The following is a 21,838-nucleotide window of genomic DNA, read 5'->3' as shown; positions in this document are numbered from 1 at the left end:
GCTACAGGTTCATAGTCACGGCCACGATGCCGAGACTGACAAACCAGGACTACCTCACCACCCGCTCCGAGCTTCATGCTGCGTGGACGAATTCGCCCACGAGCATCTATCTCCTCACTGCCGCCGAGCAGTGGTCTCTTCACGAGTACTTCCGTTTCGTCGAGAATCTCTCGCCGGCTGTCTCGCTTGAGTATCGCCAGGAGATCACCGAGGAACAGCCCTCACTGCCGCAACGAGCCGGCCACGCTGTGAAGCAGTGGCGCCTCAACAACAGCAGCTTGACGCCTATCGCTCTCAGCACCTTGTTCCACGCACCAGGAAAAGGGGGAGCGCCGCACAACATTCGGCTCTTTGCTGAAGTTCAGCCAGTCCTGGATCCGAAGCGCATCGCCATAGCCCTGATGGCAGGCTTCGATGACTACCAGGCAGCCATGGCACGCGGCGAGATCACGAAGACAAGGCGTCGTTAGCGCCCGAGTGCTGGTCGGATGGTCACACCCGCTCGCGTAGTGCCTTCAAGATGGTGTGGCTGTCGAAGCCCAAGCGCTGCCCGATGGCCTGGCTCGACAGGCCCACACCGTACAATTTCACGGCCCGCGTCACATCGGCTGGCTTCATGCTCCGTGACGTATCGATGCCCCGCTCGGCCAGGTACTTCGCCACCGTGGTCCGCGATATCCGGAAGTCACGGGCTACCTTACGCATGTTCGGCGACTGGCGATAACGGGCCACCACAGTGCCGATGTCTTCCTCACATCGCCGCTTGGCGCTACGCCGCTTCACGGAGGTATGCACCACACGCTCAGAGCGAGCACGCTGACAGCGTCCACGTGGCACGTACCGTGGATGCGGAGACGGGCAACGCCTTCCGGCGTTCAGGTGGCCGCGAGGCTACAGTTGCCGGTCTCGTACAGGCGTCGCGACTTCGTTTCGGACCATATATTGCTGATCGAATGTGAGCTTGGGAGAAGGAGAGAGTAGAAGGTCTTCCGCCTCGTCCGCGATGTGGGATACCGTGCTAAGTCTCTTCGAGACCGTCACCCAGCGGAGGTAGGCGATGTCGTCAATGCGGCGAAGCGCTGCAGTCACGCCAGATGACAGCTGCGTTGAATGGACTTGCCTTTGGCCGGCAAGTTGTGCCAGCGCGAACTCAGCCACTAGTTCGTGATTCTGGCCCCAGTGTGGGCGACCGCGCATGGCGTTGGCGATACTCTTCTTGAACTGGACAAAGTTGAAGTCGCGGCGCTCACCGCTCTTCTTAACCACCACGGCCGGGCGGATTGCGAGCGATGGCCACCACACTTCAACCGGACGCTTTTTCGGTTCCAGTTGGCGGCGGCTGAGGTTGGGGTAGTTCTCAGGTGCGCACAACCATTCGAGAAAGTCTGCAGCCGTCTTGAACCCCTCAAATCCCGGCCGCTTGCGCTGAACTGTCAGCTGGCCACGTCGGCCGAGCGAGTAGGTGACATGGGCAGTGCGAAGCTTCTCCTCCTGGCTAAGGCGGCGTTCCACCTCAACCACGATGTCGACGTCGTCAACATACGCAGAGCCCGCGTCTGCTTTGTTGGCTTCCAGCTCCTCCGAAGTCAGCGGTGAGGCCAACACTTCGAGTTGTTCGGACAGCGCCCGCACGACATCTTCTACAACCTTGTGGATGTCCTCGGCACCTAGAAGCCCGAGTGTGTCTCGTTGGAGCTCCTGCCCGAGCCGAGCCAGAGAAAAGGGACTAAGCCGCTGGCCTCCCGTCTGCCGCACCCACAAGCGGTCCATCGTCATCACGCGAAGCCGCTCGTCCGTAAGGAACACATGAGCCGGGTCCGTTAGGCATCGGCGCTGCCGCGTGATGCGCGTGTGGTCGATCGACGTACGCGTGTAGCTCACCTCAGTGCCGGAATCGACGCCGGATGCACGACACGTCGGACACTGGAGATTGTTTCGCTTGGCCACGCCGTTCTCCACTCTCGCCATATAGATGTGATAAGCCGTCAAGGCCATCTGATCAACTGCGGATTACATTTAGCGGGCCCAGGGCGGCCATAGGGTGTAATCTGCTCAGATCTGATACCAGGATACGCTTGTGGCGTGAAAGACTTGTATCGGTCAGCAGTGTCGCTGGCCAGGGCGGAGAGACTCATGGCCAACCATCGACACAGGCGCAAACCTTGGGAGCGGATTCTCTTCGGGAGCGCACTCGCGTTCGGTGCACTCGGGATTGTCGCCTTTTGCATGTACGAAGATGACCAGGCTCTCCACCTCAGGATTCGAGGAGTGGAGTTGTTCTCGCCGGGCACGATTGTTGTTCTCACTCTCTTCGTGACCACAGCCGCTGGCTCGTTCAGCGTGACGATCTCGGACGGCATCTTCAAGGTGATCAAAATGCTCGCGGAGACGACGTCCGCCGCGTGGTCGCACTGGATCACACACAAGAGTGCGGCACCGGACCAGTCTCTTCCGAATCACGCGAGCATCCGGCCGTCCGGACAACTTCGACAACCCCGTGCGGACGACAGCCAGGACCTGCGTCAGAACCGGCGATAGCGCTCGAGCTCGCTCTTGAGGCTGGCTCTGAGGCTTTCCTCAGCCGCCGGAACATCTGCGCAGTACTCCATCAAGCTTTCGCGTCGAATACGTCCGCATCCCAGTCGCCGGCATATTTCCGTTGATTCCGCCGCAACGCTGAGCCACTCGCGGTTATCGTCTCGCCACCCGCAAACCACGCGCCGGATGTCCTCGAACGGCACGTATTGGAGATAGGGCTCATCGACAAGAGCCGCCGGGAGGCCACCCGCTTCAACGTCGCGAATGAAGCCCGTAAGCCAGTCCATCGCCTCGACGGCTTGGCGCTCAAGTAGCTCGTCGACCACAACGTCAGCTTCGAGTACTGCACCGCCCTTGCGTGACATGCACTCCTGCGATTCATCGTCCAATACCAACCCGCGAGCAAAGCGTCCAAGGAGGGCGCGGAGGCGTTCGCGGTACGTATGAGGGTACGCTCCGGAACGTTCAGGAGTCGAGAAGCGCTCCATGAACGCTACCTCTGCCTCGACACCGCTTCCAACTCGCAAAGCAGAGTAGACGAGACACTAGCTTTCAGGCGACGACGTTCGTCGCGTTGGTCGTATGTGCGGAATGTTGAGTGATCTGTTGGCATTGCTGGGCTTGACTATGAACTCTCGGGCTGTGCGTGTCAAGCATGAGTTCATTCCGACGATCGGTGCTCCACGAGGTTCAATCCTCTCGTGCGAGCCCCGTGGTCGCCTTCGAGGACATGTCGCTACCGTCGCGCGTGGGGAAGTGGAGAAGACCCACCGACGCTAGAGCTCGAAGATCGCCGGCCGGATCTGCACGCCCTGTTCGCGCAGCGCCTTCAAGATGGTGTGATTGTCGAAGCCGAGTCGCTGCCCGATGACGCTGCTCGGCAAGCCTTCGCCGTAGAGCGTGACGGCCCTGTCGACGTCGGTCGGCTTCATGCGCCTCGAGGTGCCGATACCACGGGCCGCCAGGTACTTCGCCACCGTCGTCCGCGACACCCTGAACTCCCGCGCCACCTCGCGCATATTGCGTGACTGTTGGTAGCGGGCGACCAGCGCATCGACCTCAGATTCACGAAGCTGCTTGGCGCTTCGGCGCTCAACAGGGGTGCGCTCCACATGCTCTGACCGAGCACGGTTACAGAGGTCACGCAGTCGCTTCACCTCTGTTTGCGAATTGCAGTAGCGACCCAGGACGCGCAGATGACGCCGACGGCCCAGCCTTCGTTCCCACGCGTTGCCCCGACATGGGTGCCTGCTCAGTGGCGATGCTCGAGATCCGTTTCGGCTAAACACGAGCATCGATCTATCCGGACACGACCGGCCTTGCCGATCATCTGAAGTCGTTGGAGTTTCCGGAACTTGGGGCGTGAGTCGTTTTCGGCGGTACGAGCCGGATTGGAAGAGGTAGCGGACTGCGGGTTGGCGAAAAGCGGAAGAGGTGTGTGAGTGACATCACAAAGGGGCCCCAGTGAAGACCGGGGCCCCTTTGTGTCAGCGTGCTAGACGCGCTGACTGATGGTGCCGCTGGGGTTGGCGGCGGCCTGTGCCTGAGTGATGAACTCACCCGAGCTGGCGTCGCGGTAGACGATCCGGGAGTTCGACGTCCCGGAGCCGACGCGCTCCGTGGTGGTCTTCCCCGGCCACCGCGCAGCTGCCGCGTTGTTGACGAACCTCCCGGTGGAGGCGGACCTGTTGACGCTGCGAGCCATGATCGGCTCCTTCCTGCTAGATGGATTACTTGCGTCGGATCGTCGTGGTGACGATCACGCGAACCGGCACGGGCCGGGGCCGCACAATGCGGATGACGCGAGTGGTCATCTCTCACCTCATTTCGTTTGGCGAACGCCTGAGGGGAGAGCTGTTCTCTAGCAGCTGGGGACTCCGTTAGTCTATTGGTGCAACCGATCTGACTACTCAGGTCTTGTCGAGGCCGATCCGATCCACCGGGTCGGCCTCGTTCTCTGTTGAATTGCTCGCGCCAGCGTGTGCTGACACTCGCTTCTATGTCGGCTGAGGCCGGTTGCCCCTCAACCTGTTTTCTTCGGTTTCTGAGTGGCGGATTTCTGGATCTGGTTCGCTCGGGCCACGACGCGCGCCGACACTTGATTCGGCACCGTGCTCCGAGCGGCCTTCGCCGAGCGCGATCCGAGAGAGGACTGTTCAATTCGTGCCTTGAAGTTCGTCATCCGGTCTTCCTCTCTTGCTCCTTGTTCCTGTTCTTGGACATAGTGGCCTGGATGCCCTCGCGGGCATGGCGGACAGCCATCTCGACAGTCTTCGGCGTCACGTTGAAGGCAGCCGCGATTTCCGCATAGGTGTGACCTGCCCCGTACCAGGCGAGATACTCCCGAGTCCTGTCGCTGGGGATCGCCTGAAGCAAGCGCTCGACTTCGATCCGGTCGTCGGCGGCGCGGTAGCTATCCTCGGCCGTTGCGGAGACCATCTTCTCGTTCAGTACCCCCGGGTTAATCCACCCGGTCTCGATGGTCTCGCTGTGCCAGCGTCGATACACGTTCGCGAAGCGAAGCAGGCAATGCCCGATGAAGTAAGTGCGGATGGATGCGCCCTTCGCGGGATCCCACTTATTGGGAAGCAGTACAGACGTCCGGAAGCTGGCCAGGGCGTCTGCCACGCACAGCTGTGCGAGCTCAACGGCGTTGTCGGGCTGGCGTAGGGTGTCATCCGGCAGCTGCGGTAGGCCGCCGAAGCCCTTCGCGCCGACTTTCGCGAAGATCGTTCCGCGGTAGCACCATGCGTTGATCACGGCGATTCCGTACTTCGCAAGCTCGTTGGCGAAGTAGTCGTAGTCCTTACCGACGAAGCCGCCCTTGCGGAGCTCGCCAACGATGGAGCGGTCGACGTCCAGGCGGCGCAGGTAGTCAGACTCCTGTTTCTCGAACTCCGCGAGTTCCACGTCGCCGACCTGTTGTATGGGCGCGCCGGACTGCCGCGCATGCGGTCCGTCCGATGTGTCCAAGACTCTGCTCCTATATGTCCGACTGGGATGTCGTCCAAGCGACGTCCCACTCCTATGTCGCCGCACCCCAATTGCCCCTCAAGGCTTTCTGGGCCGTTCGCCGTGGGCATTCAAGTCTTACTGATAGCTCCGACATTTCCTCAGCGACGCAACGTGGCTCGGATGTGTTTGACGGTCGCGGCCATGCTCGGTGATCGCGGGCAAGCCTTCAGGGAAGCGGCCATGCCCGAGTCGCTGACATCATGCAACCGCGGCGTTCCCGCGAGGTGCTCGCGTGAGGCGATGTCGAAGGCGTTCCCGTCACTTCCGCAGAAGGCCAGCCGTGCTCTTGAAGCTCTCCAGGCGCATCAGGCTGGTCAGCCGAATCAGCTGGTTGAGTGGCATTTCGCCAACACGGGTGCTTCGGCCAAAGTTGGTCGCAAAGTTCGCCACGTTCGAGTTCTCGGCGTCTCTCGACCGGAGATCGATATCCACCATCTCGCCAAGGCCCTCGTCGCGCTCTCCAAGGAAGACGTCGATGGTGCGCTCTACAAGTTGGCGTTGAAGGCGAAGGCCAAGAACGATCGACAGCGACGCTCACGCTGACCTGCGTCGTGGTGCACTCTCGCGCATCTCAACACCGACACGATGCAGTGCCCGGTACACGGCTCCATGTGACAGCCCGTACTTCGCTTCCAGCTCTCGCATCGTGGCACCCGCCTCGTAGTCCTTCGCCATGCCTAGAGCATCCTCGTCGGTCACCATCCGTTTCTTCACCACCACGTTGCGTTCACGCAGTAGCCGGATCAGTGCTGACGGGGCGACGTCACACTCCGCCGCCAACCCTCGTGCACTCTCTCCGGCTTGATAGCGTCGGACGATCTCCTCGACCTTCTTCGGCCCGAGTCGCTTCGGAAGTGCCTGTGCGCGATACGACGCCGGTGAACTCACACCGTCCTCCCGATCACCCAGAATCGCTAGTTTTCGCAGCTCATCAAGGGTCGGACCCCCGTCGGAATGGTTCGAGCAGACGTCTATAAGGTCAGCCATATGGGCTGATCAGGTTCTGCCATCCGGAACTGGCGCCGTTCGCGTTCTACGGGCTGCTCTTCACGATCGTGATCGTGCGGGTGGTCTACGTTCTCCGGGGCCCGGCTAACCGAGCACTTACGCGGACTCGCGAAGGATGAGCCGGTGACTCACCTTCAACCAGCGACTTGCGGGGGACTGGTCGGGGTCGAGCAGCGAGCGGACGATAGACATTGCGACCTCGGCGGCGTCACCCATGTCCACGCCGAGCGTGGTGAGCTCTGGGAACGTATACGTGCCTGCCGTAAGCCCATCGATGCCGACGATCCGTATGTCTTCCGGTACTCGGATTCCATATCGATGCATTGTCTTCAATGCACCGAACGCGGAGTAATCGTTGAACGCCATGATGGCGTCGGATCGCCTCACCAGATCGAGATGTGAGGCGGTGGCTTCCGCGGCTGAGCCGACGTCATCCCGGCCGGCCTGCACAAGTGTCACCTCGATGCCTCGGCTCGACCATTCGTCGGCGATGAGCCGGGCCCGATCGCTCATGGCAGTGCCTGCGACGGAACTGTCCAGCATGAGAGGCCGGGTCACGCCGTGTGAGAGAAGATGGGTCACTGCTTCGCGTATGCCCGGTGCAAGATCGAACTCGACGCCTCCCCATTGGGAACCTTCAGGGCGGAAGGCGGCGTCGATGCCGATCACGGGCACGCCGGGGAGGATTGATTCGAGTTCGCGGCGGCCGAGATTCACATACCCGAGGAGTGCGTCAATCTGGGGTGCGAGGGCGGAGAGGAGCGTGCGCTGATCTTCTATCCGGCTGGTGTCCAAGAGCACCACAGACCAGTCCAGGCGCGCTGCGCTAGCAACGACGGCTGCAGCGAGCTCGGGGTAGTAGGGATTCGTGAGGTTGTCCACCATCAGCCCAACGGTCTGCTGCCCGCGCTTGACCAACCCGCGCCCGAAGCGAGAGGGGCGATAGCCGAGCGTTCGCGCGGCCTCTAGCACGAGCTCTTTCGTCTGCGGCCTGATTCCTGGCAGGTCGTTCATGGCCCGACTCACCGTTTGCCGTGATACCCCGACAGCGGATGCGATGTCGACGATCGTCGCGCGACGTTTCATCTCCATGGCAGCCGATTGTACGGGTGCGCTGAACGCCATCCGGCAGCCCTCGGCCGCGGGCGTGCGATTCGGTGGGCGCCTTGGAGGCCATCACCGGTCGCGTTGGCTCCCGAGCAGAACGTCGAGTGCATGCGTCCCTGCGCTGAGGAATGCGGGCCGGAACAACGCTTGACAGCCCCGTATGGGGGGTGAGAGCATGACCGCGTCGTGAACGTTCACGAAACCATCGGTGGATGACGACGCAGGCTCTTGATCCCAGGGGAATCAGAGCATGCGCAGTCATTCTGGGCTCGGTTTCCGCCGGCCCTTCCCTAGGAACTCAGAGTCGAGAAGCGAGGGGCGCATGACCGCACTTTCACGGAGATCGTTGTTGGCCGGCACAATGGGAGCGAGTCTTCTCGCTGTCGCCGGCGGATTGACAGGATGCGCATCTCAGACGTCGGTCTCGACCGATCCCAAAGAGCTTGTGCTGTGGTATTGGAACCGGTCAATGGGCCCGGGCGTACTCAAGCAGGCGGCACGCGGCATCCCCGGCACGAGCAAGTTCCTCGTCTCGCAGCAGCCACCGAACACGAACTGGGACACGAAGCTGCGGACGAGCCTCGCCGGTCGCGCGTACGTCCCTGATATCACCGCAATCAACTCGAACGTCTCGCTGTACTTCCCCGACCAGTCGATGTTCGTCGACTTGAACCAGTTCGGCGCGCAGGACCTGAAGCATCGCTACTTTCCCTGGAAGTGGGACTACGGCATCACGCCCAATGGGCGCATGTGCTTCTTTCCGATCGACAGCGGTCCGACCGGTTTCTACTACCGCTACGACATCTTCGCCAAAGCGGGTCTGCCTTCCGAGCCAGAAGCGGTGTCAGCGTCAATTCGCACCTGGGACGACTGGATCGAGTTCGGGCGCAAGCTCAAGGCGAATGCGGGCAGTCACATGCTGATGGATTCGGTTCAACTTTTCAGCCAGATCATCAATGCGTCTCCGGAGCGTTACTTCAGCCGCACGGGCAAGCCGCTGTACATGAATGCGACCTCCGCGGTGCGAGACGCGTGGAACATCACGGTCAGGGCCATCAAGGCGGGCATTCTCGGTAATCAACAACTGGCCACGGATCAGAATGCGGCGTGGATCAGCGGCAAGACGGCGGGCCACATCGAGGCTGTCTGGTGGGCACAGATCCTGCTCAGCACGGCGCCGGCAACGAAGGGCAAGTGGCGTTTGGCATCCCAGCCGGTCAGGGCCGGGAACAGCGGCGGGTCGTTCCTCGCCATACCGACCACGTGCAAAGACCCGGAGGCCGCATACAAGTTCATCGCCTGGTCCCAGACTGCCGCCCACCAGGCGCAGACATACAACGAGGTGCAGCTATTCCCTTCGACGCCCGACGCGCTGACCAGCGGCATTATGAAAGACGCCAGCCGCGGGTTCTTCGGCTCGCAGAACTCGCTCGACTTCTTCAAGAAGCAGGCGGCAACCGTGCCGACAGCCTTCGTCTCGCCATACGAGCAGATCGCGAACTTCTTCACCACGGAGATCACCAACGTCGAGGCAGGGGGAAAGGATCCTGACCGCGCGTGGGACGACGCGGTGACCCAGACGAACCGAGTCCTTCAGAAGCACGGGGTGAACCTATGACCGCACAGACCACGGGTGTCCCGCTTCGCGCGAAGCCACGCAACACTCCCACCGCGGCGCCGAGGAAGGCGCTGAGGCGCCGCTTCTGGCCGCAATACGTGGCGATCGCTCCGTTCTACATCCTGTTCCTGGTGTTCGGAGCCTTCCCGATCGTCTTCTCCATCGTGATCTCGTTCACCGACTGGGATGGCATGGGCGCGATGAAGTTCGTCGGACTGCGACAGTACCTCTACCTCGTTTCGGACCCCATTTTCTGGCAGTCCGTTGGCAACACGTTCATCATCTGGTTCCTTTCGACCGTACCGATGCTGTTTCTGGCGCTCGTGATCGCTTTCCTGCTGCATCAGAACATGCGGATGAAATCCTTTTATCGGGTGGCATTCTTCGTTCCGAACGTCACGTCCATGGTCGCGATGGCGATCGTGTTCGGTTCGGTCTTCTCCGACCAGTTCGGTCTCGCGAACTCGTTTCTCCAGTGGATCGGCGGGACGAGCGCCGGGGTGCAGTGGTTGTCCAACCCATGGGGTATCAAGGTCACCATCGCGATCATGGTGATCTGGCGCTACACCGGCTACAACGCGATCATCTATCTGGCGGGGCTGCAGGCCATATCCACCGAGCTCTACGACTCGGCCCGCGTCGACGGTGCGAGTACCTGGCGCATCTTCTCGCGCATCACGGTACCGCTCTTGCGTCCGGTCATCCTCTTCACGGTCATCACCTCTACGATCGGCGGCCTTTCGCTCTTCACGGAGCCGCAGGTACTGCTCGGAAACAGCGGGGGGACCAACAACGCTGGAATGACGATCGTGCTCTACCAGTACAACCAAGCGTTCACGCATTTCGATTTCGGTTACGGCTCGGCCATCGCCTGGGCGCTGTTCGTGCTCGTACTCGTTTTCGCCATCGTGAACTGGCGGCTGGTCAGCGGCCGCAAGGAGAACGAGTTCGGAGTGGTGACGCCCGGCATGTTCGCCCGTTTCGGAAAACGCTCCAACGCGAAGAAGGAGGTGGTCCGGTGACCGCTGCTGCATCGTCACTAGACGTCGATGTCGTGCGCAGGCCCGGCGAGTTCGAGGGCCGGGCGGCGCGTAAGAAGCGGCTTGTCTGGCGCGTCGTCACGCACGCCTGCATCTGGGTTGGCGTCCTTCTCTCGCTGTTCCCGTTCTATTGGCTGTTCGCGATGTCGACCCAGAGCACGGCGCAGATCTTCGGTTACCCGCCGGACCTACTGCCGAGCAACCAGCTCTGGTCGAACATCAAAGGGGTGCTCGGCAGCGTCGACCTCTTCCAGGCCATGCTGAACTCCTTCATCGTCTCGGGCTCCTGCGCCCTCCTTGTGATGTTCTTCGACTCCTTGGCCGCCTTCACGTTCGCGAAGTTCGAGTTCCCCGGCAAGAAGGTGCTCTTCGGCATCCTCCTCACCACATTCCTCATTCCGGGCAGCCTGTCCCTCGTGCCGAGCTTCGTACTGATGAGCAAACTCGGCTGGGTGGGCGGACTTCAGGCGTTGATCATCCCCGGTGCGGCCAACGCCTTCGGCATCTTCCTGCTGCGGCAGTTCTTCGAGTCGTCATTGCCGAACGAGCTTGTCGAATCGGCACGAGTGGATGGCGCAGGATTCTTCCGGACCTATTGGAGCATCGGCCTGCCCATGGTCCGTGGCGGCATTGCCTTCCTTGGCATCTTCACCTTCATCGGTGCATGGAACGACTACGTGTGGCCGTTGGTGGTGTTGGTGAATCCTGGAACGCAAACCCTTCAAACCGCACTCGCCGCGTTGAATTCGCTGTACTCGACCAATTACGGCTGGGTGATGGCGGGAGCACTGATCAGCGTGCTGCCCCTCATTGCGATCTTCATTATCGGGTCCCGTCACTTCATCGCCAACATCGCTGCCGGCGCAGTAAAGGGCTGAAGCGCAGGGATCATCCGATACAAACGTTCTTGTATCGGATGATCTGAGCTCATACTATGTCGGGATGACGTCGATTCCTGCTCCGGTGCCGTGGACCGGGGAACTGCCTCCGGCTGATCCGCCCGCCGACATGGCGCTGTATCAGTTGCCAACCGGCACGTACCGTACCCGCGCTGCCTTCGCGGTGACGGGTGGTTCGTTCCGCGACCGGCGGGAGTTCGCAGCAACGGCCATCTTGGTGCGCCATCCGAAGGGCGACTTGCTGATCGACGCCGGCTTCGGCGCACACGTCGAACAGCACATTCGCATGCTCGCTCGGATGGAGCGGTCGCCGCTAACGCGCTTCCGCACAGCTCGTGCACAACTCGACGACGCCGGCTATGACCTGTCGCGGTTGCTCGGCGTGGTCGTCACCCATGTGCACTGGGATCATGTCAGCGGTCTCGACTCGCTCCAGGTTCCGGTGTGGATCACGCCTGCGGAGCGCGAGTACGGTGCGAGCGACTCGCACGGTGCGGTGTTCCGGGCCGTCAGCGCCGAGCTCGAGATGCATGAGTACGCGTTGGAGGGTCCGGACTACCTCGGGTTCCCGGCCAGCCACGATGTCTACGGCGACGGATCGGTGGTCGTCGCCCTGAGCGGCGGGCACACGCCCGGGTCGGTAGTCGTGTTCGTCGCCTTGCCCACCGGTCAGCGCTATGGGTTCATCGGCGATCTCACCTGGCAGCTCGATGGGATTCAACGGCGTGCGCAGCGGCCATGGCTGCTGCGCCGCGTGGCGGACGTCGACGCGGCGCACGTGCGGACGGCCCTGGACCGCAGCATCGCCCTCCGCGACGTCGCGCGGATAGTCCCGGCGCACGATGTGCGCGCCTACGAGTCGATCCCGACCCTCGCCGTGTCCGATCCGTTGGCGGTGTGAGACCGTGCTCATGAGTGGGACCAGCCCCGACGACCGCGCCGAGCCCGGAGCCCCGACTCGTCCTGCCTTGGGGCCGGGTCCCGATTCGGAGATGACCTGGTTGCTGCATCGTGCTGCGCAGCGGATGCGCGTCGCCACCGGCGAAGCCGCACAGCGCCATGGCCTTTCCCTGCGTGACCACATCGTCCTCAGCTCCCTGCACAAGTCACCCGGTTTGACGCAGATCGAACTCGGGCGAGCGCTCGGGATGGACAAGACGACGCTGACCAGCGAACTCGACCGTCTGGAACAAACCGGCCTGGTCGAGCGCAACGTCGATACGCGCGACCGCCGTGCCCGCGTACTGACGCTCACCGCCGAAGGCGAAGTTCGTCGCGGCGCCATAGCGATGGATGCCGAGCGTGCCGAACGGCAAGCACTCGGCTCGTTCAGCGACGCCGATGTCGCTCGGTTGCGCCGCATGCTTTTCGACCTCATCGGCGACGCTGACGACCCGGGAACATGCCTGTGAGCGGGAAATCGCGCGGTCCACAGCTGCCGTGAAGCAAATAGGCGTCACTCGGCAGGCGGATCCTTGCTCTTGCCCCGACGGACTAAGGGTGGTGCGTCCGGTCGCAGATGCAGTGCCAGCGCGAGGCAGATGAAGCCGAAGCCGAGCCAATTGTCGACGACGGCGAGTCCGGAGGCGGCCACGAAGAGTGCGAACGCGAACAGCGAGCGTCGCCGCGCCGAACGGATCTCCGCCGGCGAGAACTCTCCCGAGTGCCTGAGGATCTCGGACTCGAACAGGTTGTACATGCCGTCGGTGACGACGAACAATACGGCGTAAAAGATGACGGGAATTTGAGCGAGCTCGGTGCGTGCGAGCCAAGCCGTCGCGAACGGCAGAAACGACACGCAGAAGAGATGGCCGAAGTTGAGCCAGATGAGTTTTAGCGACGGGGTGGTGATGAACGACATCAGGTAGTGGTGGTTCATCCAGATGATGGCGATGAAGGCGTAGCTGACGATGTAGCTCACGACGGTGGGCCACAGCTGGAGCAGGCCCGACCACGTCGGCGAGACCGGAGGGCGCAGTTCCAGCGCCATGATCGTGATGATCACGGCGAAGACGGCGTCCGTATAGGCGGCGAGACGGGCAGGCGTGCTCGGCAGCATCCTCTTCATGAGCCTCCTCCGGGTCCGGCGTCACCGGGAACCAGTGAGCACGCCGCAACGCCGGCCGGCCCTGCTATCGGGTCCGGACATCGAAGCCGAGGTTGCGCAGAATCCTGACCGCTCCCGACCTGCCGCCCTCGAAGTCCGCCGAGGCGAGGCGCTCGCCGGTTGCGAACTCGTAAGCGGTGCCCAACACGGCCTTCGGAGGGTAGACCCGGCCTTCGTACACGAGGTCGTAGGTCGTCGTGGGGGCGAAGCCGTGCACGGCGAAGAACTCATGAGCGCCGAGGCGGTCGTACTCCTCGAGCGCGCGGCGGACATGCTCTTGCGTCACGGGATCCCAGTTCACGCTCTTCGTCATCGCTCTCGTCCTGTCCGGCCTCGGTCGCTCGGCGCGGCGGGACGGCGTCGAGCACTTTCCGACTCTAATCACGATGCCGCAGATTCCACCCCTCGAGCGGGCCCGTCCCGTGTCCGTCGGTCGAACCTGTTTACTCATGGCGGCGGCGCGGCGATACTGAATGCGCCGGCGCCCGCCGGAGGAAAGGCGGTAGACCGGATGGCTCTGATCACGAGGGGATTCGGCGGTAGCAGGGGAGCGCGCGACAGCCGGCTTCCACCTGGGCAGACGCCGGTGGAGGACTGGCCGGTACTGACCGCCGGGGCCACGCCGGAGGTCGACCCATCGGTTTGGGAGTTCACTGTCACCACGGAGAACGGCGAGGCGGCGAGATGGAACTGGGACACGTTCCGGGCGCTCGGCATGGAGGAGTTCACCGTCGACATCCACTGCGTCACGCACTGGTCGCGGCTCGGGATGTCGTGGCGCGGTGTACCGCTCGACCGCGTATTCGCCCAGGTGGAGACGTCCTACGACTACGTGATGGTGCACAGCCACGGCGGATACACCACGAACGTTCCCCTCGCTGAACTGCTCTACGGCAGGGCGTGGATCGCGTTCGAGGCGGACGGCGCACCTCTCGAGCCGGAGCACGGGGGCCCCGCTCGACTCGTCGTCCCCCATCTGTACTTCTGGAAGAGCGCCAAGTGGGTGACCGGGCTCGAGATGATGGCGCGAGACGAGCCCGGGTTCTGGGAGGAACGCGGTTACCACCTGCACGGCGACCCTTGGACCGAGGAGCGCTATTCGTGAACCTGCATGCCGCCTGGTACGTGGCCACGGTGTCGTCGATGAAGCCGGAGACACCGACTGCGAGGCGCATCGTGCTCGACGTGCCCGGCTGGCCGGGCAACGCCGCCGGCCAGCATGTGGACATTCGCCTGACAGCTGAGAACGGGTATCAGGCCAGCCGGTCGTATTCGCTCGCCTCGTCGGGCGACGCTTCCTCGATCGAGCTCGCGGTGGACCGCGTTCCATCCGGGGAGGTTTCGCCTTTTCTCGTGGACGAGCTCATGGTGGGCGACCAGTTCGAGGTACGCGGTCCTCTCGGCGGCTGGTTCGTTTGGAGACCGGGCGAACAGTCCGGCCGACCGGTACAGCTCATCGCAGGAGGTTCGGGGATCGTGCCGTTGGCCTCGATGGTCCGGGCACACCGGGCGGCGTCGGACGCATCCACGTTCCGCCTTCTCTACGCCGTAAGAACTCCCGACGACGTCTTCTTCCGTGACGAGCTGGCGCGCGAGCAGACTGACACCGGTACCGGCAGAGTTCGGGTCGACTACGTGTTCTCACGCCGCGCCCCGGCCGAGGCGGAACGACCTGCGGGCCGGCTCACACGTGCGATTCTCGCCGAACTGGTCGTACCGCCGGAGATGAACCCTCTGGTCTACGTCTGCGGTTCGACGCCGTTCGTCGAACAGGTGCTGGACTGGCTCAAGGGACTCGGGCACGACGTTGACGACGTTCGCGCCGAAAGGTTCGGAGGCGCATGATGCAGAAGCTCGACGGCAACGTCCTTGCCGGTCCGCTGTCGATGGTGATGACCGGCGACACGAGCGCCGCTCGGGGCCGTTGTGCCCACTGCGGCGATGTGGCCGTGCTCGCGCAGTGCGTCGTCTACGCGGGCGGCGGACGATTCGTGGCGCGTTGCCGCCGATGCGACGAGGTGCTGCTGACGATCATCGATGCCGACGGCGACGTACGGCTCACGATGACCGGTGTGACCGCGCTCACCATGCCCGTCGCCAACGACGGATAGGGGGTCGCTCCGCCGACTCCGCACTCGTGCTCAGCGGTTGAAGTAGAAGCTCGCGGCAAGGTCTTCGAGCAGGCCGGGGTGGGTCGGAGCCCAGCCAAGGACCTCGCGCGTCTCGGTACTCGAGGTGGGGTTGTCGATCGCTGCAACGGTGCCGATGAGGCCCATTGTTCCGGCCGCTTCCTCGGGGGTGATGCTTCTGACAGGCACCCCGGCACCGCGGCCGATCGCCTCTGCGATCCTGCGGAATGGGATGCCTTCGTCGGCCACTGCATGGAGAGGCATGCCACCGGGCGCCCTTTCGAGACCGAGCACGATGAGGTGCGCGGCGTCGATGTTGTGGACCGCCGGCCAGCGGTTCTCGCCGTCGCCGACGTAGGCGGCGTAACCGTTCTGGCGCGCGAATCGGATGAGGGCCGGGATGAAACCGTGCAGATCGCTGGGTCCGTGCACCGTGGGCGCGAAGCGCAGCGCAGCAGAGCGGATGCCGCGATCGGAGAGTGCGAGCAGCTGCTGCTCGCTGATCGCGCGCGGGTTCTGAGCGCGTGCCATGTCGATCGGAGTTCCCTCCGTGCCCACGTCGCCCGGCGCGGTCGAGCCGGCGAGCATCATCGTGCCCGACGCTGCGAGGAACGGCTTGCCGCTGCCCTCAAGAGCGCTGCCGATCGCCTCTATCAAGGCGCGGTCGCTGGCCGCTGCCGCCCCGAAATCGCCTGCGTCGTGCTTGAACGCGAGGTTCACGACGCCGTCGGATGCAGCGGCGACCTCGGCGAGGCGATCGGTGTCGTCGATGGTACCGATGACGGGCTCGCCGCCGAGTTCAGCGATGCGCTGTGCACTCGCATCCGATCGAGCCAGACCGAGCACTTCGTGACCGTTCTCGATGAGCTCAGCAGTGACCAGGGAACCGATGTGGCCGCTTGCTCCCGTGATGAATACTCGCATCCGAAACCTCCATGTCAGAATCTGACATCACGATAACACTGACGGCAGAATCTGTCATCACCTAGAATCATCGATATGGGACGTTGGCAGCCGGGCGCGCGCGATCGCCTCGCACTCGCCGCGCTCGAGCTGTTCGTCGAGCGCGGGTACGAGGCGACCACCGTCGCCGACATCGCGGCCCGCGCCGGCCTCACCGAGCGAACCTTCTATCGCCAGTTCGTCGACAAGCGCGAGGTGCTTTTCGGCGACCCGCAAAGCTACAACGGCATCTTCACGGCTGCCATCGCGAACGCGCCGGCGAACACGCGGCCCTTGGATGCCGTCGCGGCCGCGCTCGCAGCAGCGGGTGAGTCATTCGCCGGCAAGCACGCATACGCGCGACAGCGCGGCGCCGTCATCGCGTCGAACACGGCGCTGCAAGAGCGCGAGCAGGTCAAGCGGCTGCATCTCACGGATGCCATCGCCGAAGCGCTGAGCGAACGGGGCGTCCCCGGACCCACGGCGCAACTCACCGCCGAGCTCGGCACCGTCGCGTTCCACCAGGCCTTCGCACGCTGGATCGAGGCCGAGGACGAATCCGACCTCGCGAAGCTCGCGGTGCGCGTGCTCGACGAGCTTCGCGAAGCTGCCGCCTAGGCAGGGCTTCAGTAGAGCAGTTCCCATCGCCGCGGATCCCAGGCGAGCGCGGAGTAGATCTGCACGGCGGCGCCCTGCTCGATCGCCTGCGCCACGCCTGGCGTGTCCTTCGCGAACAGTCCGGTTGCGGCGTCGCGGTAGGCCGTCCAGATGTGGTCGCCGTAGTCGGCCATGGCCTGGTAGTACTTCCGTTCGCCCGTCACGGACTCGAGGTAGAGCAGGCTCTTGAAGTAGATCGAGTTGAAATAGAGCGGCTGGTTCGCGATCTGCCCCTGCGTGATGTAGTAGTCGTACGACGCCTCGGCGACCTGCGCCGATTTGCGCAGATAGGAGGGATCGTTGGTGAGGCGGTATAGGGCTACGCCCGCCGCAATCGGCATTCCTTGGTTGTACGTCCACTTCATGGTCGTGACAGTGCCGGCGTTGGAGATGTTGTCGGAGTACATCGAATCCGTGCTGTCGAAGAGGGTGTTGTACGTCCAGTCGTAAATCCGCTGCGCCCAGGCGAGGTAGTCGCTGTTCCGTGTGATCTCGTACAACCGGGCTGCGATGAGCGCGGCCGGTGCGTTCGAGCACGTGTTGCGTGAATCGCCGTACGACGCCTGAGTCCAGAAGACGCCACCAGGGGACGGATGCGAAGCGTCGGTGTCCCAGCCCGACCGGACGAGCGCGAAGATCTGCTCGGCTCGCTGCAGGGCGTCCCGGTCCCCGGTCATGAGATGGAGCTGTACTTTCTCGAGGCCGACCCATTCGTTGTCGTCGTAGAACAGATCGCCGCCTCCTCCGAGCGGTGCGGGCACGTACGAGGCGTATCCGGGCAGACCCGTCGTGCTCGTCGGCTCCCAATAGTGCTCCTGCCCTGTCGACATGGCGTTCAGTCGCGCCCACGAGGCGTGCCCCGGCTGTGCGCCCGCGAGGTCCAGTGCGCCGACGTGCACTTGGGAGTGGGGCCATTCGTAGGCATAAGGGTTGTCGCCGGGCTGCCTGGGGTAGTTCGGCATCGCCAGGTCTGTGCCGTCCGGCGCCAGAAGGTAGGTGGCGAACGCCTGCCAGGTCGCGTCAGCGCGCTGCAATGCGGTACGAGCGCCGCCCGGTCGGCCGTTGGCGGCAGCCTGCTGCGCATCCGGTTCTGTGGAGGCCATCGCGGGTGCAGCGGTGCCGAGTATGGCGGCCGCACCGGCCAATCCAGCGCCCGCGGAGAGCAGCGTCCGCCGGCTCAGAGCAGGACCAGGTCGAGCGCTTCCCGTCGTGTTCGAACTGTCATCTGACATGTGTTTCCTCCTCAATTGGGGACGCCGCTGACGGGTCCGTGAAACGGTGAATGCTGCGGTTCGTGAGCCTCTCGCGGTCGGCGGGCTGCTTGGATGCCGTGCTGTTCGCTCGAGGCGCTATTCGCTGTAGGTGGCGGAGACGTGCGAGACGAGGCCGCCCCAGCCATCGCTTGGAAAGGAGTCGCCGACTCGCACGTACACGGTCTTGGCCTGGCCGAGGTACGGCGTCACGTCGATCGACCTGGCCGCCTGGTTCGACGTGTCGTGGATCTGCTGATCTTGGGTGAGCACCGTGGTCCAGTCCGTGCCGTTCGAGCTGATCTGCACCAGGTACTCCTGGGCGATCGTCAGCGTGACCTGGGCGGAGACGGTGTCGGTGGGGAACGGGAACCGGTAGATGAAGTAGTTCGAGCCGTCGGCGAAGCGGTTCTGCACCCCATTGCTTTGCGAGTGCCCGCCATCCCACAGCCACGGGGATTCGGCGACGGTACCCGTGTCGAAGTCGATCGTGCGCGCGACGAGGATGTCCGCCGTCGCCGTGAAGCTCAGGTGAGGGGAGACCACCTTGACCGTCACCGTGTAGTCGCCGTCGGCCGCCGTTGACGGCACTCCCACCGAGAGCGGAACCGTGGCCGATGCCGGGTCGGCTGCGCCTGCTGCGCCCAGTACGACCCGGGTGGTTGCCGGTGTCGCGGTCCATCCGGCCGGCGCCGAGACGGTCACCTCAGCCCCGATCTGCTGGGACCCTTCTCCGGCAGGGGAGGCGTTCGAGGTCGCCTCGACGCTGAGGTCGGTCGAAATCGAGGTTGCGCCGCTCTTCGCCGGGATGACGACCGTCTGGGCCGGAGACAATCTGGCGGACAGGGACGCCTTGGAGCCCTGAGGTGGGATGTCGGCGATCAGTGCACTCAGCGCGCTGGCCTGGGTGCGCCAGTCGAAGATGTTCGGATGGCTCGAGTTGGTCTCGCCCGTCCACCGGGTGCCGAACTGGTCACCAGCGTTGCGGTCCTGGTTCCACACCGAGGCGGCCTGCTGGGAGACGAAGCCGGTGTATCGGGGATCGTGCGTCGTGTCGGCGAGATCCATCATGTAGCGCATGAAGATGCCCTTGAACTGCTTGGCGTTGTCGTCGCACGTCGCGTCAGCGGCATCGCAGGACTCGGTGAGGACGCCGTCGGTGACCAGCTGGGGGGACGAGATCGCGGCATCGGCGAGCCGACGCACCGTCGTCATGATTCCCGAATCATGGGTAGCGCGGTAGAGCTCGAGGCCGCCGCCGATGGCCAGGCCCTGGTTGTAGCTCCACACCGTCTGCCCGTTGTTCTGGCAGTCAGAGGTGAGTCCGTCGTTGACCAGGCCGGATGAGTCGATCAGGCCGCTGCCGGTGAACCAGTTCCACGCGGTTTCGGCGCGGTTCAGCCACTGCGTGTCGTGAGGGATCCTGTTGTGCAGTTCGGCGGTGAGCCGGATGAACAGTCCGCTAGTGACCGAATTCTTGTACGTCTTCGAGGCGTTCCACCACACGCCGCCGCCGCAGGTGCTCGTGTCCCAGAACCCGGACGCGTACGTGGCGATGGTCTCGGCCATATCGAGGTACTTCTGGTCGCCGGTCACGTCGTACGCCTGCACCCATGTCAGTCCCCACCATTCCGAGTCGTCGATGGCCTGGCTGGTGAAGTTCCCGAGCAGCGGGTCGCCGGAGAGTACACCGCCCGGGAACACGCCCTTGTCCTTCTCGAACGTGTTGTCGAGCTCGGGGACGAAGCGTCGGTCGCCGGTGCGTTGCATGTAGTCGCCGATGGTCTGCAGGGCAACTGCGGAGTTCCACCAGCTCGACGGGAACCATGCCTTGGACTGGTCATACGACTGCATCAGTACCTCGGCGGCGACTCTCGCCTTCGCGATGGCCGTCGGTGCACCGGCTTGTGGGGGAAGACCGGTGTGTGCGACGGAAGCAGCATTCGCCGCGTTGGCCGAGAGCGCGCCTGCCAACACGATGGAGATGACAGCCAGTGCGGCGCCGATGATTCGCGATGCGGGCGATCGGGACATGTCGTGGTTCCCCTCTTGCTGCGCGCGGCAGCTCTGCCTTCGTGCGGGAACACCCGGGCGGGACTGCCTTCGATCCTGAACATCGGCATCGATCGTCGCGTGGATCGGCAGGTTTGGAAACGTTCCCAAGCAGAGTATCGACTGGGCATCCGAACCCTGTCAAGGGTTTCGTGAGGCTTGGGCGCGCGCTGAGTCAGACGAGTGTGAAAGCGATGGGCATGCACTCGTCGGCCACGGCAGGGGCGGAGGGTGAGCATCCGGAATACGGGCAGCGGACGCGCCGCAACCGCTCAGTCGTTGTCGTGGAAGCGTCGTCCCCGCCGCTCGAGGCGCGTTGGTACCCGGATGCTCGTCCGCTCGGAGTCGTCGCCCGCGATGCGCTCGAAAAGCCGGACGGCCCCTCGCCGTCCCATCTCCTCCGGCGAGTACACCACGAGATCGATCTCGAACGGGAGCAGGTCGGCGAGCTCCAGGTCATCGAATCCGGCCAGGGCTGCCGCCGTGTCGAGAGTCGTGAATGCCTGGATGGCGCCGAGGGTCATCCGGTTGTTGTCGCTGAAGAAGGCCGTGGGCGGTGTGTCCGAGCGCAGCATCCGCATGGTCGTGGTGCGCGCGGCCTCCGCCGAGTAGTTGTGCATGGACACGAGTGCGTCTTCCACCGGAATCCCGTGCTCCCGCAGAACCCTGCGATAGGCGCGCAGTCGTGCCCCACCCGTCGCCGCTGTCGGAGCCCCGCCCATGTAGGCGATACGCCGATGACCGGCCTCGATCAAACTGGTGAGCGCCTGCCGCGTGCCCGAGGAGTTGTCGAGCACCACGCTGTCGAACGGCGTCTGTCTTGGCGTTCGGTCGAGGTACACGATGGGCGTGCCACCTGCGATCGCGATCGGATCGCCGGGACCGGTGGCCGTGCCGCTGGTGACGACGAGCATTCCGTCGACGCGCCGGCGGACGAACTCGCTCACGAGATCGCGTTCGGCGTCCGGGTCGAGCTGTGTGGCCCCGATCAGGAGGACGTGATCGTACGCCTTCACGACCTCGGCCGCTCCACTGGCGAGCTCGGAACTGAACGGATTGCGCAGATCGTCGACGATGAGGCCGATCGTTGCCGACGCCTGCCCGGGGCGGAGCATCCTCGCCGCCTCGTTGCGATTGAAGCCGATCGAAGCGATCGCGTCTTCCACGCGCTGCTTGGTGGCGGGGCTCACGTTGACCCCGCCGTTCACCACCCGCGAGACGGTACCCACTCCGACACCGGCTCTGGCGGCGACGTCGCGCATGGTCGGCCTCGAACCGTCCATTGCCGTCCTCCCGGAGATCCTGCCCTGAATGCCGCGAAAGTCCGCTTCAGCCTATCCGTCCGTGCATGGCAGTCCGCCCGTCGCCGAGTGTGGCGACGCCCCCCTTTCGTGCGGCATCGTCGGTGCACTTGGAAGGTCATTGCGCGAGCGATGGCGCCTCGAGCGCAGCAGCCACGCAACGGAACGTGGACGG

General features: G+C 63.8%; 26 protein-coding genes. 12 read left to right on the top strand and 14 right to left on the bottom strand.

Annotation, left to right across the window (positions count from 1 at the left end; genetic code table 11):
* The first annotated feature begins 26 nt into the window (after positions 1–26).
* Positions 27–470 (top strand): hypothetical protein, encoded by a 444-nt coding sequence (locus ACYVII_RS02405; RefSeq protein ID WP_460530376.1) that lies wholly within the window; start codon positions 27–29, stop codon positions 468–470.
* A gap of 22 nt (positions 471–492) precedes the next feature.
* On the opposite strand, the gene ACYVII_RS02400 is transcribed toward ACYVII_RS02405, so the two are convergent.
* Together ACYVII_RS02400 and ACYVII_RS02395 are read right to left on the bottom strand one after the other, a co-directional pair.
* Complete coding sequence (locus ACYVII_RS02400; RefSeq protein ID WP_460530373.1) at positions 493–783, bottom strand: helix-turn-helix domain-containing protein; 291 nt, start codon at positions 781–783, stop codon at positions 493–495.
* A 108-nt stretch (positions 784–891) separates the two neighbouring features.
* Positions 892–1,947 carry a hypothetical protein gene (locus ACYVII_RS02395; RefSeq protein WP_460530370.1) on the bottom strand — a complete coding sequence of 352 codons (1,056 nt, stop codon included), beginning with the start codon at positions 1,945–1,947 and terminating at the stop codon, positions 892–894.
* 366 nt (positions 1,948–2,313) lie between these two features.
* On the opposite strand from ACYVII_RS02395, the gene ACYVII_RS02390 reads away from it, so the two are divergent.
* On the top strand, positions 2,314–2,538 hold the full coding sequence (locus ACYVII_RS02390) for a hypothetical protein (protein WP_460530367.1): 225 nt from the start codon (positions 2,314–2,316) through the stop codon (positions 2,536–2,538).
* Here the strand turns inward: ACYVII_RS02390 and ACYVII_RS02385 are convergent.
* The 4 genes from ACYVII_RS02385 to ACYVII_RS02370 all read right to left on the bottom strand — a co-directional run bounded on the left by ACYVII_RS02385 (position 2,523) and on the right by ACYVII_RS02370 (position 5,511).
* Positions 2,523–3,026: a hypothetical protein gene (locus tag ACYVII_RS02385; protein WP_460530364.1), complete on the bottom strand. Its 504-nt coding sequence runs from the start codon at positions 3,024–3,026 to the stop codon at positions 2,523–2,525. The two genes, ACYVII_RS02390 and ACYVII_RS02385, sit on opposite strands and share 16 nt — an antisense overlap.
* Before the next feature lie 288 nt (positions 3,027–3,314).
* Positions 3,315–3,650, bottom strand: coding sequence for a hypothetical protein (locus tag ACYVII_RS02380; protein ID WP_460530361.1), 336 nt, complete (start codon positions 3,648–3,650; stop codon positions 3,315–3,317).
* Positions 3,651–4,033: 383 nt separating this feature from the next.
* The gene (locus ACYVII_RS02375; RefSeq protein ID WP_460530358.1) at positions 4,034–4,243 is read right to left on the bottom strand and encodes an ABC transporter ATP-binding protein; all 210 of its coding nucleotides are present in this window, start codon (positions 4,241–4,243) and stop codon (positions 4,034–4,036) included.
* A gap of 473 nt (positions 4,244–4,716) precedes the next feature.
* Complete coding sequence (locus ACYVII_RS02370) at positions 4,717–5,511, bottom strand: RNA polymerase sigma factor (RefSeq protein WP_460530355.1); 795 nt, start codon at positions 5,509–5,511, stop codon at positions 4,717–4,719.
* Positions 5,512–5,793: 282 nt separating this feature from the next.
* On the opposite strand from ACYVII_RS02370, the gene ACYVII_RS02365 reads away from it, so the two are divergent.
* Positions 5,794–6,096, top strand: coding sequence for a hypothetical protein (locus ACYVII_RS02365; RefSeq protein WP_460530353.1), 303 nt, complete (start codon positions 5,794–5,796; stop codon positions 6,094–6,096).
* Here ACYVII_RS02365 and ACYVII_RS02360 read toward each other — a convergent pair.
* A complete protein-coding gene (locus ACYVII_RS02360; protein WP_460530350.1) occupies positions 6,088–6,441 on the bottom strand; it encodes a helix-turn-helix domain-containing protein in 354 nt (117 codons plus the stop codon). The genes ACYVII_RS02365 and ACYVII_RS02360 overlap by 9 nt on opposite strands.
* A gap of 216 nt (positions 6,442–6,657) precedes the next feature.
* Positions 6,658–7,653: a LacI family DNA-binding transcriptional regulator gene (locus ACYVII_RS02355; protein WP_460530347.1), complete on the bottom strand. Its 996-nt coding sequence runs from the start codon at positions 7,651–7,653 to the stop codon at positions 6,658–6,660.
* A 484-nt stretch (positions 7,654–8,137) separates the two neighbouring features.
* Between ACYVII_RS02355 and ACYVII_RS02350 the strand changes: the two genes are divergently transcribed.
* The 5 genes from ACYVII_RS02350 to ACYVII_RS02330 all read left to right on the top strand — a co-directional run bounded on the left by ACYVII_RS02350 (position 8,138) and on the right by ACYVII_RS02330 (position 12,637).
* On the top strand, positions 8,138–9,286 hold the full coding sequence (locus ACYVII_RS02350) for an ABC transporter substrate-binding protein (RefSeq protein WP_460530344.1): 1,149 nt from the start codon (positions 8,138–8,140) through the stop codon (positions 9,284–9,286).
* Entirely contained in the window at positions 9,283–10,308 is a 1,026-nt protein-coding gene (locus ACYVII_RS02345) for a carbohydrate ABC transporter permease (RefSeq protein WP_460530341.1), read from the top strand. Before ACYVII_RS02350 ends, ACYVII_RS02345 begins: the two co-directional genes overlap by 4 nt.
* Positions 10,305–11,204 (top strand): carbohydrate ABC transporter permease, encoded by a 900-nt coding sequence (locus ACYVII_RS02340; protein WP_460530338.1) that lies wholly within the window; start codon positions 10,305–10,307, stop codon positions 11,202–11,204. Before ACYVII_RS02345 ends, ACYVII_RS02340 begins: the two co-directional genes overlap by 4 nt.
* Positions 11,205–11,268: 64 nt before the next feature.
* On the top strand, positions 11,269–12,126 hold the full coding sequence (locus tag ACYVII_RS02335) for an MBL fold metallo-hydrolase (RefSeq protein WP_460530336.1): 858 nt from the start codon (positions 11,269–11,271) through the stop codon (positions 12,124–12,126).
* 124 nt (positions 12,127–12,250) lie between these two features.
* A complete protein-coding gene (locus tag ACYVII_RS02330) occupies positions 12,251–12,637 on the top strand; it encodes a MarR family winged helix-turn-helix transcriptional regulator (RefSeq protein WP_460530333.1) in 387 nt (128 codons plus the stop codon).
* 44 nt (positions 12,638–12,681) lie between these two features.
* Here the strand turns inward: ACYVII_RS02330 and ACYVII_RS02325 are convergent, their stop codons facing one another.
* Together ACYVII_RS02325 and ACYVII_RS02320 are read right to left on the bottom strand one after the other, a co-directional pair.
* Complete coding sequence (locus ACYVII_RS02325) at positions 12,682–13,293, bottom strand: TMEM175 family protein (protein WP_460530330.1); 612 nt, start codon at positions 13,291–13,293, stop codon at positions 12,682–12,684.
* A gap of 64 nt (positions 13,294–13,357) precedes the next feature.
* Positions 13,358–13,645 carry a hypothetical protein gene (locus ACYVII_RS02320; RefSeq protein WP_460530328.1) on the bottom strand — a complete coding sequence of 96 codons (288 nt, stop codon included), beginning with the start codon at positions 13,643–13,645 and terminating at the stop codon, positions 13,358–13,360.
* Positions 13,646–13,843: 198 nt separating this feature from the next.
* Here ACYVII_RS02320 and ACYVII_RS02315 point away from each other — a divergent pair, with 198 nt between their 5' ends.
* The 3 genes from ACYVII_RS02315 to ACYVII_RS02305 are packed head-to-tail and all read left to right on the top strand — an operon-like array spanning position 13,844 to position 15,443.
* On the top strand, positions 13,844–14,437 hold the full coding sequence (locus tag ACYVII_RS02315) for a molybdopterin-binding protein (RefSeq protein ID WP_460530325.1): 594 nt from the start codon (positions 13,844–13,846) through the stop codon (positions 14,435–14,437).
* The gene (locus ACYVII_RS02310; protein WP_460530322.1) at positions 14,434–15,177 is read left to right on the top strand and encodes a ferredoxin reductase; all 744 of its coding nucleotides are present in this window, start codon (positions 14,434–14,436) and stop codon (positions 15,175–15,177) included. Before ACYVII_RS02315 ends, ACYVII_RS02310 begins: the two co-directional genes overlap by 4 nt.
* Positions 15,174–15,443 carry a DUF6510 family protein gene (locus ACYVII_RS02305; protein ID WP_460530319.1) on the top strand — a complete coding sequence of 90 codons (270 nt, stop codon included), beginning with the start codon at positions 15,174–15,176 and terminating at the stop codon, positions 15,441–15,443. The genes ACYVII_RS02310 and ACYVII_RS02305 overlap by 4 nt, the downstream gene beginning before the upstream one ends.
* Positions 15,444–15,473: 30 nt before the next feature.
* On the opposite strand, the gene ACYVII_RS02300 is transcribed toward ACYVII_RS02305, so the two are convergent.
* Positions 15,474–16,385, bottom strand: a complete 912-nt coding sequence (locus tag ACYVII_RS02300) for an SDR family oxidoreductase (protein ID WP_460530316.1) — start codon at positions 16,383–16,385, stop codon at positions 15,474–15,476.
* 75 nt (positions 16,386–16,460) lie between these two features.
* Here ACYVII_RS02300 and ACYVII_RS02295 point away from each other — a divergent pair, with 75 nt between their 5' ends.
* A complete protein-coding gene (locus tag ACYVII_RS02295; RefSeq protein WP_460530313.1) occupies positions 16,461–17,021 on the top strand; it encodes a TetR/AcrR family transcriptional regulator in 561 nt (186 codons plus the stop codon).
* 8 nt (positions 17,022–17,029) lie between these two features.
* Here ACYVII_RS02295 and ACYVII_RS02290 read toward each other — a convergent pair whose 3' ends face one another.
* The 3 genes from ACYVII_RS02290 to ACYVII_RS02280 form a co-directional block, all read right to left on the bottom strand.
* Positions 17,030–18,292, bottom strand: a complete 1,263-nt coding sequence (locus tag ACYVII_RS02290) for a glycoside hydrolase family 76 protein (RefSeq protein ID WP_460530310.1) — start codon at positions 18,290–18,292, stop codon at positions 17,030–17,032.
* Between the two features lie 117 nt (positions 18,293–18,409).
* A complete protein-coding gene (locus ACYVII_RS02285; RefSeq protein WP_460530307.1) occupies positions 18,410–20,344 on the bottom strand; it encodes a glycoside hydrolase family 76 protein in 1,935 nt (644 codons plus the stop codon).
* A gap of 290 nt (positions 20,345–20,634) precedes the next feature.
* Positions 20,635–21,645 carry a LacI family DNA-binding transcriptional regulator gene (locus ACYVII_RS02280; RefSeq protein ID WP_460530304.1) on the bottom strand — a complete coding sequence of 337 codons (1,011 nt, stop codon included), beginning with the start codon at positions 21,643–21,645 and terminating at the stop codon, positions 20,635–20,637.
* Positions 21,646–21,838 lie beyond the last annotated feature (193 nt).

It is taken from the genome of Humibacter ginsengiterrae (assembly GCF_054780115.1).
The sequence above is the reverse complement of the archived record's forward strand: the minus strand, read 5'-3'. Positions and strand labels throughout refer to the sequence as shown.